This is a genomic window from Kitasatospora sp. NPDC090091 (assembly GCF_044747365.1).
In the GTDB taxonomy this organism is placed as follows: Bacteria; Actinomycetota; Actinomycetes; order Streptomycetales; family Streptomycetaceae; genus Kitasatospora.
Window position 1 is genome coordinate 121,205 of the sequence record NZ_JBIVDY010000015.1, and the last position, 14,747, is coordinate 135,951.

The 14,747-nt window shown below is 71.5% G+C and carries 13 protein-coding genes; 8 read left to right on the top strand and 5 right to left on the bottom strand.

The genetic code is table 11. The features are described from left to right. Positions 1 to 19: 19 nt before the first annotated feature. Entirely contained in the window at positions 20 to 2,395 is a 2,376-nt protein-coding gene (locus ACIPSC_RS25630) for a transglycosylase domain-containing protein (RefSeq protein WP_400828397.1), read from the bottom strand. Positions 2,396 to 2,623: 228 nt separating this feature from the next. Here ACIPSC_RS25630 and ACIPSC_RS25635 point away from each other — a divergent pair, with 228 nt between their 5' ends. The 5 genes from ACIPSC_RS25635 (at position 2,624) to ACIPSC_RS25655 (ending at position 8,152) form a co-directional block, all read left to right on the top strand. Beyond that, positions 2,624 to 3,502, top strand: a complete 879-nt coding sequence (locus ACIPSC_RS25635; protein ID WP_400828398.1) for an ABC transporter permease — start codon at positions 2,624 to 2,626, stop codon at positions 3,500 to 3,502. Between the two features lie 106 nt (positions 3,503 to 3,608). After that, positions 3,609 to 4,454, top strand: a complete 846-nt coding sequence (locus ACIPSC_RS25640; protein WP_400828399.1) for an ABC transporter permease — start codon at positions 3,609 to 3,611, stop codon at positions 4,452 to 4,454. Between the two features lie 27 nt (positions 4,455 to 4,481). After that, positions 4,482 to 5,441, top strand: coding sequence for an ATP-binding cassette domain-containing protein (locus ACIPSC_RS25645; protein ID WP_400828400.1), 960 nt, complete (start codon positions 4,482 to 4,484; stop codon positions 5,439 to 5,441). Next, positions 5,419 to 6,954, top strand: coding sequence for a DUF445 domain-containing protein (locus tag ACIPSC_RS25650; RefSeq protein WP_400828401.1), 1,536 nt, complete (start codon positions 5,419 to 5,421; stop codon positions 6,952 to 6,954). The genes ACIPSC_RS25645 and ACIPSC_RS25650 overlap by 23 nt, the downstream gene beginning before the upstream one ends. A 199-nt stretch (positions 6,955 to 7,153) precedes the next feature. Then, positions 7,154 to 8,152, top strand: coding sequence for an adenosine deaminase (locus tag ACIPSC_RS25655; RefSeq protein WP_400828486.1), 999 nt, complete (start codon positions 7,154 to 7,156; stop codon positions 8,150 to 8,152). 180 nt (positions 8,153 to 8,332) lie between these two features. Here the strand turns inward: ACIPSC_RS25655 and ACIPSC_RS25660 are convergent, their stop codons facing one another. Continuing rightward, positions 8,333 to 9,064, bottom strand: a complete 732-nt coding sequence (locus ACIPSC_RS25660; protein ID WP_400828402.1) for a TetR/AcrR family transcriptional regulator — start codon at positions 9,062 to 9,064, stop codon at positions 8,333 to 8,335. 138 nt (positions 9,065 to 9,202) lie between these two features. Here ACIPSC_RS25660 and ACIPSC_RS25665 point away from each other — a divergent pair, with 138 nt between their 5' ends. Next, positions 9,203 to 10,696: an MFS transporter gene (locus tag ACIPSC_RS25665; protein ID WP_400828403.1), complete on the top strand. Its 1,494-nt coding sequence runs from the start codon at positions 9,203 to 9,205 to the stop codon at positions 10,694 to 10,696. A 76-nt stretch (positions 10,697 to 10,772) separates the two neighbouring features. On the opposite strand, the gene ACIPSC_RS25670 is transcribed toward ACIPSC_RS25665, so the two are convergent. Together ACIPSC_RS25670 and ACIPSC_RS25675 are read right to left on the bottom strand one after the other, a co-directional pair. Next, the gene (locus ACIPSC_RS25670) at positions 10,773 to 10,958 is read right to left on the bottom strand and encodes a DUF397 domain-containing protein (protein WP_400828404.1); all 186 of its coding nucleotides are present in this window, start codon (positions 10,956 to 10,958) and stop codon (positions 10,773 to 10,775) included. Positions 10,959 to 10,960: 2 nt separating this feature from the next. Beyond that, positions 10,961 to 11,812: a helix-turn-helix domain-containing protein gene (locus ACIPSC_RS25675; RefSeq protein WP_400828405.1), complete on the bottom strand. Its 852-nt coding sequence runs from the start codon at positions 11,810 to 11,812 to the stop codon at positions 10,961 to 10,963. 230 nt (positions 11,813 to 12,042) lie between these two features. Between ACIPSC_RS25675 and ACIPSC_RS25680 the strand changes: the two genes are divergently transcribed. Beyond that, positions 12,043 to 12,417, top strand: a complete 375-nt coding sequence (locus ACIPSC_RS25680) for an ATP-binding protein (RefSeq protein ID WP_400828406.1) — start codon at positions 12,043 to 12,045, stop codon at positions 12,415 to 12,417. A gap of 167 nt (positions 12,418 to 12,584) precedes the next feature. Here the strand turns inward: ACIPSC_RS25680 and ACIPSC_RS25685 are convergent, their stop codons facing one another. Beyond that, on the bottom strand, positions 12,585 to 13,937 hold the full coding sequence (locus ACIPSC_RS25685) for a protein kinase (RefSeq protein WP_400828407.1): 1,353 nt from the start codon (positions 13,935 to 13,937) through the stop codon (positions 12,585 to 12,587). A gap of 185 nt (positions 13,938 to 14,122) precedes the next feature. Between ACIPSC_RS25685 and ACIPSC_RS25690 the strand changes: the two genes are divergently transcribed. Next, positions 14,123 to 14,698 carry a hypothetical protein gene (locus ACIPSC_RS25690; RefSeq protein WP_400828408.1) on the top strand — a complete coding sequence of 192 codons (576 nt, stop codon included), beginning with the start codon at positions 14,123 to 14,125 and terminating at the stop codon, positions 14,696 to 14,698. The last annotated feature ends 49 nt before the right edge of the window (positions 14,699 to 14,747 follow it).

The following is a 14,747-nucleotide window of genomic DNA, read 5'->3' on the forward strand; positions in this document are numbered from 1 at the left end:
CACCCCGCCGCCGGCGCGGCTACCGGGCCGGGGGCGGGGTGGCGGCTCCGGTGGGCTGGGGCGGCGTGGTCGCGGTCGGCGGCGCTGTGGGCCGGGTGGGCGTGGGCCGGCCGGTGGGGGTGGGCGGCTGGGGCGGGGCGGAGGGTTGCTCCGGGGCGGGCGTGTAGCTCGGCGGCGTCGGGACGGTGGTGGGCTGCTGGGGTTCGGCGGGCCGGCTGCTGGGCTCCGGGCGCGGGGCGGTGGGGGCCGGCTGGGTCGGCGCGGGGGCGCTGGGGGCGGGCGCGGTGGCGGTCGCCGTGGCGGTGGCCGTGGTGGTCGGGGTGGCGGTCGGCGAGGGCGCGGTGGTGGCGGTCGGGGTCTCCGCCCGGTTGTTGCCGCGGCTGGGTTCGAGGTCGAAGTCCTGGACGTCGGTGCCGTCGAGCGCCTCGCTCATGTAGGCGGTCCAGATCTGGGTGGGGAAGGTGCCGCCGTTGATCCGGGTGAAGCCGGCGGTGCCGGAGAGCGGTTCCTTGGCGTGGGTCTTCGGGTGCTCCCGGAAGAGGCCGACGGTGGTGGCGAGTTCGGGGGTGAAGCCGGCGAACCAGGCCGAGAGGTTGGAGTCGGTGGTGCCGGTCTTGCCGGCGGCGGGGCGGCCGAGTTCGAGGGCGGCGGCGCCGGTGCCGCGCGGGGTGACGACGTCGCGCAGTACGTCGGTGACGGCGTCGGCGGTGCCGCGGTCGAGCGCGGTGGTGGCGACGTGGTCGGGCATCTTGGGGACGTCGATGGCGCCGCCGGGGTGGACGCGTTCGAGCTTGACGACCGACCACGGGGTGAACGCCTGGCCGTGGTTGGCGAATCCGGCGTAGGCGCCGGCCAGGTTGAGGGCGCTGGGCGTCGCGGTGCCCAGGGTCATCGAGGTGTTGGCCGGGTCCATGCCGCGGACGTTGTCGGGGATGCCGAGGCGGACGGCGGTCTCGCGGACGTGCGCGAGCCCGGCGTCGACGCCCTCCTGGGCGTAGACCGAGTTGACCGACTTGACCATGGCGTAGCGCAGGGTGATGTTGCCGTAGTCGGTGTCGTCCTCGTTGGGCGGCGCGTACGGGGTGGGGCCGCCGGTGACGGGGCGCTCGCTGGTGCCGTCGTAGCGGGTCTCGGTGGTGATCGGGCGGCCGTCGCCGCTGCTGCGGCCGGAGTCGATGCCGGCGGCGAGGTCGAAGGGCTTGAAGGTGGAGCCGATCTGGTTGTCCTGGCGGAGCGCGTCGTTGTACGGCTGCTTGGCGTAGTCGGGGCCGCCGTAGACGGCGACGACGCGGCCGGTGGCGGGCTCGACGGAGGCGCCGGCGACGCGGACGTCGGTGTCGGTGGTGGGCCGGGCCTTGGGGTCCAGCTCGTCGGTGAGCTCCTGCTGGACGGCCTTGGCGAAGGCCTCCTGCTTGTCCTTGTCGAAGGTGGTGGTGATCCGCCAGCCGCCGGCCTTGAGGGTGGGGGTGTCGATGATGCCGGAGGAGACGAGGTAGTCGTCGGCGACGCCGACCAGGTAGCCGGCCTGGCCGCTGAGGCCCGTCGCGGGCTGGGGGTCGATCGGCTCGGGGAAGGTGGTGGCGGCGCGGTCGGTGGCGCTGAGGAAGCCGAGCTGGACCATGCCGTCGAGGGTGTAGTTCCAGCGGGCGAGGGCCTTCTCGCGGTTGGCGGGGGTGGCGGTCTTGACGTCGTAGATGCTGGGGCCCTGGAGCAGGGCGGCGAGGTAGGCGCCCTGGGGGAGGGTGAGGGCGGAGACGTCGACGCCGTAGTAGGCGTGGGCGGCGCTCTGGATGCCGTAGGCGCCGCGGCCGAAGTAGCTGCTGTTGAGGTAGCCGGAGAGGATCTCGTCCTTGCCGCGCTGCTGGTCGACCTTGAGGGCGATGAAGAGCTCGCGGCCCTTGCGCTCGATGGTCTGGTCCTGGGTCAGGTAGTAGTTCTTGACGTACTGCTGGGTGATCGTGGAGCCGCCCTGCATGCCCTTGCCGATGAGGGTGTTCCAGCCGGCCCGGATCATGCCGGACAGGTCGATCCCGCGGTTCTGGTAGAAGCTGCGGTCCTCGGCGGCGACGACGGCGTGCTGGGTGTCCAGCGGGATCTGCTGGATCGTCACGTCGGTGCGGTTGACCGCGCCGGTGCGGGCGATCTCGGTGGTGCCGTCGGCGTAGAGGTAGATGTTGTTCTGGGCGACGGCGTGGGCGTTGGCGTCGGGCACCGGGACGATGAGGTAGAGCACCGCGAAGGAGCCGACGGCGAGGAGCAGTACGGCGGTGAGCGCGCCGAGGGTGACCCGCCAGGTGGGCAGGAGCCGGCGCCAGAGCGGCTTGGCGCGGCGCGCTTCGCGGCGGGCGGCCCGTTTGGCCTGGCGCCGGGTGCGGTGGTCTGCCCTCAGAGTCATGCCGCGATTATGTGCTATTTGATCCGCGATCAGGTGTTGCGTAAACCGGATGCGCGTGGTGATCGTCGGCGGTACGGTGAAAGGTGCAAACCACATAGCGCACTCAGTTCGGGCAGCTCTGCCCGTCGGGCCCGGTACCCCCCGGGTCGCGGCGGTCGGGGCTACTCCGGCGTGCGCTGGTGTTCCCAGGCACAGCTCCATGCCCGTCTTTGTCGACAAGGAGACAATATGCTGAACGCCGTGCCGGCTGCGACGCAGCTCAGGCCCCCTCCCGATACCGGCGGCGCCGTCCGCCTCGGCCCCTCCGCCCGCCTCTACCTCGCCGTCGCCCGCGCCGGCTTCCGCCGCTTCGCCGGCTACCGCGCCGCCACCCTGGCCGGCACCGTCACCAACACCGTCTTCGGCTTCATCCTCGCCTACACCTTCCTCGCCCTCTGGCAGGCCAGGCCCGGTCTCGGCGGCTACGACACCGCCCAGGCCGTCACCTACATCTGGATCAGCCAGGCCCTGCTGGCCACCGTCGCCGTCCTGGGCGGCGGCTTCCAGGACGACATCAAGGACCGCTTCCGCAGCGGCGACATCGCCATCGACCTCTACCGCCCGGTCGACTTCCAGGGCTGGTGGCTGGCCACCGACCTCGGGCGGGCCGGCTTCCAGCTGCTCGCCCGCGGCATCCTGCCGACCGCGGCGGGCGCGCTCTCCTTCGACACCCGGCTGCCGCACGAGCCCGCGGTCTGGGCCGCCTTCCTGCTCTCCGTCCTGCTCGCCGTGGTGGTCAGCTTCGGGCTGCGCTTCCTGGTCTCGCTCACCGGCTTCTGGATGCAGGACGCCGAGGGGATCCGCTCGGTCATGGTCGTGGTGACGATGTTCTTCTCCGGGATGCTGCTCCCGCTCGGGCTCTTCCCCGGGTGGCTCGGCGAGGTCGCCCCGCTGCTGCCCTGGGCCGCGATGATCCAGATCCCGACGGACGTCTTCCTGGAGCGGCACACCGGCGCCGGGCTGCTCGGCATCCTCGGGCTCCAGCTGCTCTGGGCGGCGCTGCTGCTCGGCGCCGGCCGTGCCGTCCAGCGGCTCGCGACCCGCAAGGTGGTGGTCCAGGGTGGCTGACGCCTTCCGCTCCGAGGCGCTTGCGGCCGGTGCGTCTGCCGCGGGCGCGTCTGCCGCCGGTGCACCTGCCGCCGGTGCACCTTCCGCCGGGGCCGCCGGGCGGCCCGTGACCGTCCCGACCGTCCGGCCCGAGCCGCTGGCCGCCCGGGTCCGCTGGGCGGTCGGCTCCTGGTGGCTGGTGGCCGCCATGTGGCAGCGCTCCACCATGGCCTACCGGCTCTCCTTCGCCCTGATGGCCGTGGCCAGCACGGTCGTCACCTTCCTCGACTTCGTCGTCGTCCTGCTGATGTTCCGGCACACCAGCGCCCTCGGCGGCTGGACCCTGCCCGAACTCGGCTTCCTGTACGGCACGTCGTCCTTCGCGCTGGGCACCGCCAACCTGCTGGTGGGCACCGCCGACGCGCTCGGTGAGCGGATCCGCACCGGCAGCCTGGACACCATGCTGATCCGGCCCGCCCCGGCCCTGGCCCAGCTCTGCGCCGAGCGTTTCACCCTGCGCCGGCTCGGCCGGCCCCTCCAGGGCGCGGCGGTGCTCGTCTGGTCGCTGACCGCCCTGGACGTCCACTGGACCTGGGACAAGGCCCTCCTGGTGCCCGTCCTGCTGGTCTGCGGCAGCGCCATCTTCGCGGCGCTCTTCATCGGCGGCGCCACCGTGCAGTTCTGGTGGGGCGAGGCCGGCGAGCTGCAGAACTCCCTCACCTACGGCGGCGCCACCCTGCTGCAGTACCCGCCGACGATCTTCGCCAGGGAGCTGGTGGCCGGCGTGGTCTTCGGCGTCCCGCTGGCGTTCGTCAACTGGCTCCCCGCGCTGCGCATCCTCGACCGGCCCGACCCGCTCGGCCTGCCCGCCGCCTTCCAGTACGCCTCGCCCGTCGCCGCCGTGCTCTGCTGCGCCGCGGCCGGTCTGGCCTGGCGCGCGGGCCTGCGCGCCTACCGCGGCACCGGCAGCTGACCCACCCCCGAACAACGGAGAACTCCCATGACCCTGATCGAACTCGACGACGTCCGACGCACCTTCACCGTCCGCACCAAGGCCGGCCGGTTCCGGCGCGAGAAGCGCGAGGTCCGCGCGGTGGACGGCCTGAGCTTCACGGTGGCGGCCGGCGAGTGCGTCGGCTACATCGGCCCGAACGGCGCGGGCAAGTCCACCACCGTCAAGATGCTGACCGGCATCCTGGTGCCCACCGGCGGCCGGCTGCGCGTCGCGGGCATCGACCCCGCACGCGAGCGCGTCGCGCTGGCCCGCCGGATCGGCGTCGTCTTCGGGCAGCGCACCACGCTCTGGTGGGACCTCCCGCTGCGCGACTCCTACGAACTCGCCCGCCGGCTCTACCGCATCCCCGACCACCGATATCGCGCCAACCTCGAACGCTGCGTCGAACTCCTCGACCTCGGCGGGCTGCTGGACACTCCGGTCCGCCAGCTCTCGCTCGGCCAGCGGATGCGCGGCGACCTCGCGGCGGCACTGCTGCACGACCCGCAGGTGCTCTACCTGGACGAGCCGACGATCGGGCTCGACGTGGTGAGCAAGGGCCGGGTGCGCGAGTTCCTGCGCGAGGTCAACCGCGACCAGGGCACCACCGTCCTGCTCACCACCCACGACCTCACCGACATCGAGCAGCTCTGCGGCCGGGTGATGGTGATCGACCACGGCCGGGTCGTCTACGACGGCGGCCTGGAGGGCCTGCACGCCACGGCCGACAGCGAGCGGACCCTGGTCGTCGACCTCGCCGAGGCCGGGCCGCCGATCGAGGTGGCCGGGGCCCGGGTGGTGAAGGTCGAGGGCGCACGGCAGTGGCTGGCCTTCCCGGCCCAGCAGAGCGCCGCCCCGATCGTCGCCGCGGTCGCGGACCGCTATCCGCTGGTCGATCTCTCGGTCCGCGAGCCGGCGATCGAGGACGTGATCGCCAGGATGTATGCGGAGGTCGCGATCGGCTGACGCCGCCGGGGCGCCGGCGGCCCGCCGTCGGCGTCCCGGGCCTGCGTCCCGGGCCTGCGCCCCGGCGGCGGGTCGTCGGCCCCGCGCCCCGGCGGCCCGCGCTTCGGGCCCGCGTCCCGCCCGGTGGAGCGCTCGCGGGAGCACTTGTGGTGCGTGCCCGGCGCGAGTTGGCGGGGCGCGCCCTCCGCCCGCGCCGGTCACCGGGCAGACTGGCGGGGTGAGTGACGAAGCCTTCAGCGGGACCGGCCCCGGGGTGCGGTTCACCGCTGCCGACGAGGAGAAGAGACGCGGCGTCCGCCGGATGAAGACCATCGCGACCGGCCTGCTGGCCTTCGCGACCCTGGTCTTCGCCCTGGCCACCTGGGCGAAGTCGGCCGGCGCCGGCGCCTGGGCGGGCTACGTGGCCGCCGCGGCCGAGGCGGGCATGGTCGGCGCGCTGGCCGACTGGTTCGCCGTGACGGCGCTGTTCCGCCGCCCGTTCGGCCTGCCGATCCCGCACACCGCGATCATCCCGACCAAGAAGGACGCCTTCGGCCGCTCGCTCGGCGAGTTCGTCGGCGACAACTTCCTCTCCGGCCAGGTGGTCCGCAGCAGGCTGGCCGCGCTCGGGATCGGCCGCCGGCTCGGCGAGTGGCTGGCGGCCCCCGGCAGTGCCGAGCGGGTCACCAAGGAGGCCTCGGCGGCCCTGCGCGGCGTGCTCGCGGTGCTGCGGGACGACGATGTGCAGGCGGTGGTCGGCGAGGCGGTCACCCGGCGGGCCGCCGCCACCTCGGTCGCCGAGCCGGCCGGCCGCATGCTGGCCAAGGTGGTCGCCGACGGCGGGCACCACGGCGTGGTCGACCTGGTCGCGGTCCGGGCGCACGGGTGGCTGACCGCGAACCACGAGGAGGTGGTCCAGCGGGTCAGCCAGAAGACCCCGGGCTGGACCCCGAAGTTCATCGACCACCAGGTGGGCGAGCGGGTCTACAAGGAGCTGATGCGGTTCGTCACCGACATCCGCGACGACCCCGACCACCCGGCCCGCGGTGCGATCGACAAGTTCCTCGCCGACTTCGCCACCGAGCTGCAGACCGACCCGGAGACCATCGCCCGGGTCGAGCGGGCCAAGGTCGAGCTGCTGGCCCGCCCCGAGGTGCAGGACCTCATCGCCTCCACCTGGGCCGCGATCCGCACGCTGGTGCTGAACGCCGCCGAGGACGAGGAGAGCGAACTGCGCCGGCGCATCCGCACCGGCGTGCGTGACTTCGGTGCGCGCCTGGCGACGGACCGCAAGCTCCAGGCCAAGGTGGACGGCTGGCTCCAGGACGCCGCCCAGTACCTCGTCGACACCTACCGGGCGGAGATCACTTCGCTGATCTCCGAGACGGTGGCAGGCTGGGATGCGGACGACGCCTCGCGCAAGATCGAGGCCAACGTCGGCCGCGACCTGCAGTTCATCCGGATCAACGGGACCGTGGTCGGCGCCCTGGCCGGTCTGCTCATCCACACCGTGGCGGTGGCGCTGGGCGGGTGAGCGCTGCTTATCCTTGCGACCACTGCTCGATACGCGCGTAGATGTCGTCGGCGCCCACCCGGCGCCACGAGGACGTCGCGCGTTCCCACGCGGAACTCCAGAGAAGAAGGGCACCACCGTGGTCCAGCCGGACGGAAGTCGGATCGGAACCGCCAGCAACCTGAGTGCCGACCGGGGCATCGAGGCGTTCATCGCCGGAATGCCCAAGGCGGAGCTGCACGTCCACCACGTCGGATCGGCCTCGCCGCGCGTGGTCGCCGAACTGGCGGCCCGCCACCGCGGCCAGTCGAAGGTGCCGGTCGACCCGGCGGCCCTCGCCGAGTACTTCACCTTCACCGACTTCGCGCACTTCATCGAGGTCTACCTCAGCGTGGTCGACCTGATCCGCGACGCCGAGGACGTCCGGGCGCTCACCTACGGCGTCGCCGAGGACATGGCCCGGCAGAACATCCGCTACGCCGAGCTGACCGTCACCCCGTACTCCTCGGTGAGCCGCGGCATCCCCGACGTCGCCTTCATGGAGGCGATCGAGGACGCCCGGGTGCGCGCCGAGAAGGAGCTCGGCGTCGTCCTCCGCTGGTGCTTCGACATCCCCGGTGAGGCCGGCCTTGCCGCCGCCGAGGAGACCGCCCGCCTGGCCGTCGACCTGGCCCCCGAGGGCCTGGTCAGCTTCGGCCTCGGCGGCCCGGAGATCGGGGTGCCGCGTCCGCAGTTCAAGCCCTACTTCGACCGGGCGCGCGCGATCGGCCTGCGCAGCGTCCCGCACGCCGGCGAGACCACCGGCCCGGAGACCGTCTGGGACGCCCTGCGGGTGCTCGGCGCCGAGCGCATCGGCCATGGCACGCAGGCGGTGAAGGACCCGGCGCTGCTGGACCACCTCGGCGAGCACCGGATCGCGCTGGAGGTCTGCCCGACCTCGAACATCGCCACCCGGGCGGTGGAGCGGATCGAGGACCACCCGATCAAGCAGATGGTCGACGCCGGGCTGCTGGTCACCGTCAACAGCGACGACCCGCCGATGTTCGGCACCGACCTCAACACCGAGTACGCGGTGGCGGCGCGGCTGCTGGAGCTGGACGAGGCCGGGGTGGCCGCGCTGGCGAAGAACGCCGTCGAGGCGTCCTTCCTCGACCGGGCCGGCAAGGCCCGCCTCACCGGCGAGATCGACACCTACCTCGCCGGGTGGAACCGCGGCTGATCCCTGCCCCGTAGTACCGGCCCGTTGTTGCCGGTGACCGCCCCCGCCGGACCCGCGTCCGGCGGGGGCGGTCGGCTTCTGTGCCGGTGGAGGGCCCGGGCGGGTTGCCGGCGCCGCGCAGGAAGTCGGAGGAGTCGACTTCCTGCGCGGGCGGGGAGCGTGCGTCGGGGGCGCCGTGCGTCAGTGCGGCAGGCGCAGGGCCAGGCCGTCGAGGATGACCTCCAGGCCGTAGGCGAACTTGGTGTCGCGCAGCTCAACGGGGTCGACGGTCGCGGCCGTCTCGGCGGCGGTCCGGTAGGCGTCGGAGAGGAGCTCGTGCCCTTCCACCGCCTCCTGGGCGGCGGGCATCAGGCGGGCGATGAAGTCGGCTTCGGTCTCGCCGGACTTGGCCACGGTGGTGAGCCAGGCTGCCTCGGTGGTGCTCATGCCGACGACGTAGGAGAGCACGGTGTCCAGCGCGCGGCTCGGGTCGGGGAAGCCGATGCCGACGAACAGCTTGGCGAGCTGCTCGGAGACGGCCATCAGATTGGGCCCGAGGTAGGCGAGTCCGGCCTGGCCGAGGACGGAGGCCAGCCAGGGGTGCCGGAGCGTGGTGGCGCGGAAGGACTCGGCGCAGCCGGTGACGGCGGTGCGCCAGTCGGGGCCGTCCGTGAGCGGGACGGTGAGCTCGCTGAAGGCTGCGTCCACGGCGAGCTCCATCAGCTCGTCCTTGGTGGCGACGTGCCGGTAGAGCGAGGTGGCGCCGGCGTTGAGACGGGCGCCGAGCTTGCGCATCGAGAGGGCTTCGACGCCGTCCGCGTCCAGCATGGCGACCGCCTCGCGGACGATCGCGGCCCGGTTGAGCGCGGGCTGTTCCGGTTCGCGCGGCTCGCGGGCCCATACGGAGGGGATCGGGTTCGTCTTGGCGGCCATGGGCACTCCCTCGTCGCTAAGCAGCTGCGTACACCGTTCGCATGGAGCGTACAGGAATCGGGGTTGCGCACACTGTTCCGCGCTGCGTACAGTGTGCGCATCGACGGAACGCCGTACGCACCTCGGAGGGGAACACCTATGGAAAGCCGCAATCCACGACGCTGGTGGATCCTGATCGTGCTGTGCCTCAGCTCGATGGTCCTGGTGATCGACAGCATGGCGCTGACCGTGGCGGTGCCGTCGATGACCGCGGACCTGAAGGCGACGGCGCAGGACACACAGTGGATCCTCGACTCCTACATCCTGGTGTTCGCCGGGTTGCTGCTGACCTCGGGCAGCCTCGGTGACCGGTTCGGGCGGCGGAAGATCATGGTCCTGGGGCTGCTGCTCTTCGGGGCCGCGTCGCTGGGGGCGACGTTCTGCACCACTCCGGGCGAGGTCATCGCCTCCCGGGTGGCGATGGGCATCGGCGGTGCGCTGATCATGCCGTCCACGCTGTCGATCCTGATCACCGTGTTCGACGAGGACGAGCGCGGGAAGGCGATGGCGGCCTGGGGTTCGGTGTCGATGCTCGGCCTGGTGGGCAGCCCGGTGCTCGGCGGTGTGCTGATCGACCACTTCTCCTGGCACTCGATCTTCTTCATCAACGTGCCGGTCGTGGTGCTGGCGGTCGTGGCCGCGTTCGTCCTGATGCCGGAGTCCAAGGGGCCGTGGCAGAAGCCGGACCCGCTGGGTGCGGTGCTGTCGGTGGTCGGGATGACCTCGCTGGTGTGGTGGATCATCGAGATTCCGAAGCACGGCGCGTTCGAGGGGCGGTCGCTGGTCACCGTGGGGATCGCGGTCGTGGCGCTGGTCGGGTTCGTGGTCTGGGAGAACGTGACGGCCGAGCCGATGGTGCCGCTGGCCCTGTTCAGGAAGCGCAACTTCAGTGGTGGGTCGCTGTCGCTGACCCTGGTGCAGATCGGGAACGGTGGTCTGCTGCTGGTCCTGACCCAGTACCTGCAGTTCGTGCTGGACTACTCGCCGGTCAAGGCGGGTCTGGCCTTCGTGCCGCTGGCGGTGGCCGCGCTGATCGGCAACGGGGCGGGGGCGGGTCTGACGGCGAAGATCGGGAACCGGCCGCTGGTGCTGGTCGGGATGGCTCTGATGGCGGGGGCGTTCGGGCTGCTGACCACTGTGGATGCGGAGACCGCGTTCGCGGTGCCGGCGGTGGCGCTCGGCCTGCTGGGGCTCGGTGCGGGGCTGGCGATGCCAGCCGCGATCGGTGCGCTGATGGGGGAGATCCCGGCGGAGAAGGCGGGCGTGGGGTCGGCGCTCAACGACACAATTCAGCAGGCGGGTACGGCGCTGGGGATCGCGATCCTGGGTTCGCTGCTGGCGAGCGGGTATGCGGACGAGATGCCGGCGGGGGCGTCCGAGCAGGCCAAGCAGTCGATCGTCGGGGCGCTCGCGGAGGCGAAGGGGGATGCGGGGATGGTGCACGCGGCCCGGGAGGCCTTCACGTCGGCGATGAGCACCACGTTCACGGTGGGCGCGGTGGGTGTGCTGGCGGCCGCGGTGCTGGCGGCCGTGGTGATGCGGGACAAGAAGAAGGCGGAGGTCCCCGCAGAGGAGCCCCAGCTCGCCGCGTGAGCGGAGTAGGCAGGCGGAGAACGCCGAAGGCCGGCACCCCGAAAGGGTCGCCGGCCTTCGGCGTTCGGTGGCGCGCTCAGACGTCGAACTCGCCGTTGCGGATACCGGTGAGGAGGTCGCGCCATTCAGCAGTGGTCAACGTGGCGACGGCGTCGGGCTGGAGGCTGCTGCGGAGGTAGACGGCGTCGGCGGTGACGGCCACCTCGGGGCAGCTCGCACCGTCCTGGCAAGCCTCCGGGCGATTCCACTGAAGTGCTTCCATGCCTAGATCTCTTTCCTGACGGACCTGATGAGGTCGCGTGATTGGTCCTCGCTGAGGGATCGCTTCGTCATCGTCTCGATGATGTGGCGATAGTTGTCCAGATGCTTCTGCTCATGCAAGAACACTGGGCCGCCGACCGCATCGAGTTGAACCGTGTCGAGGCGAGGTACCGGCCCCTTTGCGTGGATGATTCCTTGACCTGAACCCACGAACTCGTGACAACTGAAGCTGATCACGCGGAGCGTCACATGTGACAGCTCCGAATACTCAAGTAGCTTGTCAAGCTGTCGCTTGGCAGCCTCGCGACCGCCGAACAGCATCCGCAGAGCGGCCTCGTGAACCACAGCAGAGTACGGTCTCGCACCCTCGTTCATCAGCACGGCCGACCTTTGCACGCGGTTTTCGACGCGCGCTTCCAGCAGCCGGGGCGGGAGCGGTGGGTAGACGTCGTTGAAGATGGCCCTCCCGTACTCCTCCGTCTGCATCGCGCCAGGGACGTGCGACACCTGGTACGTGCGGATCTCGTTGGCGAAGTACTCCATCTCCGAGATGTCGAGGAATCCGGTTGGCACGGAGCCGCGATAGTCCTCCCACCAGCCCTTGTGCCTCTCCTCGGCCATCGCGGCGAGCGCGTCGACGTAGGCAGTGTCGCTCTCTTGGAAGTCGGAGGAGAGCATGCGCACCCGCTCGGCAGTGACCGGGTAGTACCCCTTCTCGATCTGAGTGATCTTCGTGCGATCGAGCCCGAACAGGGCGGCTGCCTGAGCGGTTGTGCGACCGGCGGTATCCCGCATCTTCCGCAGCTCGATACCGACCCGTTCCTGGCGGACTGACGGGGTAGTTCGTGGTGGCATGCCCCAAGCATCCACCGCGATCCCGCGGCGGGTCCAGCAATCAGTCGATCGAGCGAATGATGGTGGAAGAAGTGCCCTCACATGTGCCACCGATGCTCTACAGTCTGTGATGCACCGCACACCGGACGGCACGTCAGTAATGCTGCCCAGCAGCCGAAGAGCCCCTATCCGGACTTGCTCACGGCGACATCCGTTCCGGCGCACCCTCTCCACTCCACCGGGAGACTTCCGTGTGTAACCGCAACCTCGCCCTTCTCTCCCCCTCCCTCACCGTCGCCCGTGACGCCCTCCGGGACGCCATGGCGCGCAGCGGGTGGCACCCCGACGCCATCGCGGACGCCGAACTCGCTCTCGCCGAACTGATCGTCAACGCCTGGCGCCACGGCCGGACGACCTCGCCCGTCGTCCTCTTCCTCATCCTCGGCGGCACGCTCCGCGTCTCCGTCTGCGACGACAGCTCCGACCTCCCCCAGCCGTGCACGCCGTCTCGCAACTGCGAGACCGGCCGCGGCCTCCAGCTCGTCGAAGGCCTCACCCACCGTTGGGGCGCCGAGCCGCAGAAGCGCGGCAAGACCGTCTGGTTCGAGCTGGACGCCGCCGCATGAGCTCCGCCCCCACCCACCGAACGGGCTCGCCGTGCTCGGACTCCTGATCCTGATCCTGTTCTCCGCCCTTGTCGGCGGCCTCTGCGAGGCGCGGACCGCAGCCCTCCGGCCGCTCGACAACGAGACCGGCGACCAGCCGGGAGGGCCCTGACCGATCCCTGCCGCTACTACCGGCTCTGCTGTTGCTGCGCCGGAAGTTCCGTGGCAGCAGTCACGGCTGCCCCGGTCAGCGTCGCCAGCATCTCGCGGACGTTGGTCAGCTGGGCGTTGAGGCTGTCCCGGCGGTTGGTCAGCGCCGCCACCTCGCGCTCGGATTCGCTGCGGATCCGGTCGGCCTTGGCGTTGGCGTCGGTCACGATGTCCTCGGACTGGCGCTGGGCAGTGTCGACGGTCTGGCGGGCGCGGCGCTCGGCGTCGGTGCGCAGCTTCTCGGCCTCCAGGCGCAGCTGCTCGGCCCGGTGCTCGATCTCGGCCAAGCGCTTCTCGGCCCTGGCTTGACGGGCGGCCAGGTCGCGCTCGGACTGCTCGCGACGCTTGGCCAGGTTGGTCTCGAACTCCGCTGCCGCCTGGGCCGCCTTGGCCCGGGTCTCCTCGAAGAGCGCGTCCGCCTCGTCCCGCCGGCTCCGCACATACGCGTCGTCGCTGATCGACGTGTCGCGCACGGTCGGCGTGTACGCGGGCGCAGGGTTGGTCAACGACCACGCGGCCGCACGCAGCCGCACCGTGACCTGGTCGGCTCCGGACGGCCGCTGGGCCGGGTCCTTCGCCAGCAACTCCAGCACGAGCCGGTCGACCTCCGGCGGGATCCCCGTCCGGTGCTCGCTCGGTGGGGCGGGATCGACCGTGCCGTGCAGCCGCATCAACTCGAAGACACCACCGCGGAAGGGAGGTCGGCCCGTGCACAGCTCGTACAGGAGACAGCCGAAGGCGTAGAGGTCCGATCGCGCGTCGAGCCCCTTCCCCTCGAACCGCTCCGGAGCCATGTACGCCGGAGTCCCGATGATGGCGTGTGTGCTGGTCACACCGTCGTCCGCGGCCTCGGTCCGCGCGATGCCGAAGTCCACCACCTTCACCGAACCGGAGGACAGCACCATCACATTGGCCGGCTTGATGTCCCGGTGGACCACGCCCGCACGGTGGGCCACCGCGAGCGCGTCGGCGATCTGCGAGGCCCACGCCAGCGAACGGGCCAGCGGCGGAACCCCGCCGGCCAGGCTCTCGTTCAGCTGGGCACCGTCGAGCAGCTCCATCACCAGGTAGAACACCGGCCGGCCCGCGCTCCGGTGCTCGCCGAAGTCGTGCACCGTGACGATGTGCGGGTGGTTGAGCGCTCCGGCCGTCGCCACCTCCCGCACGAAACGGGCCACGTCCTTGGCCGTGTTGCCGCCCTGCTGCATGACCTTGACGGCGACGTGGCGCTGGATCCGGGAGTCGCGGGCTTTCCACACCACCCCGAACGCACCTTCGCCGATCGTCTCGATCAGCTCGTACCGGTTGTCCAGGACATCGCCCGCCTGCATTCCCGCCCCCTCGCCCGCCAACGGCGCCTCGCCGTGCACAACTTACCGCTCACTGCCTGTGTGGACACCGCGTCCACGCGCATCGGGGCCCGACGGGACCGTCGATCGGCGGACGGGTAACCTGCACCGGTCAACAGCACGTTGACCACTGCTCACGTCATCGACCACGGGGATCTCTCAGCACCATGTCCGCACCGCCGCCCTACCAGAACCACCCGCCCCAGCAGCCCTACGGCTACGCACCGCCGCCGCCCCAGCCCGCGTACGGCCAGCCGCCGGTCTACGGCCAGCAGCCCCCGTACGCGCAGCCGCCGCAGCCGCAGTACGCCCAGCCCCAGCCCCCGTACGGCGCCCAGCCGCCGGCGCCCCAGCCGCCGCAGCGCCCGCAGCAGCGCCGGAGCCCGCTGCAGGCCGTCCTCCCGATCGTGATCGTCCTGGCGGTCTTCGGCGGCGGCGGCTGGTACGTGTGGAAGTACAACACCGACCCCAACGGCGGCAAGGCCAAGGCCGCCGCCTCCCAGTCCGCCCAGGCCGCGGAGAACAAGACGCACGACCCGAACATCGGCGACTGCGTCAAGATCCAGGACCCGCAGGGCTCGCCGGTGCCGACCGTCGTCGACTGCAAGTCCTCCGAGGCCCAGTACAAGATGGCCGACAAGCTCTACGGCCCCGACAAGAGCTGTGGCGCGGCCTTCGACTACGGCATCAAGGTCGACCGCAGCAAGGGCGTCGACTACACGATGTGCTTCAAGAAGGTCTGAGCCGGAACGCCGCTGCCCCCGGAAGCAGGCTTCCGGGGGCAGCGGGGGA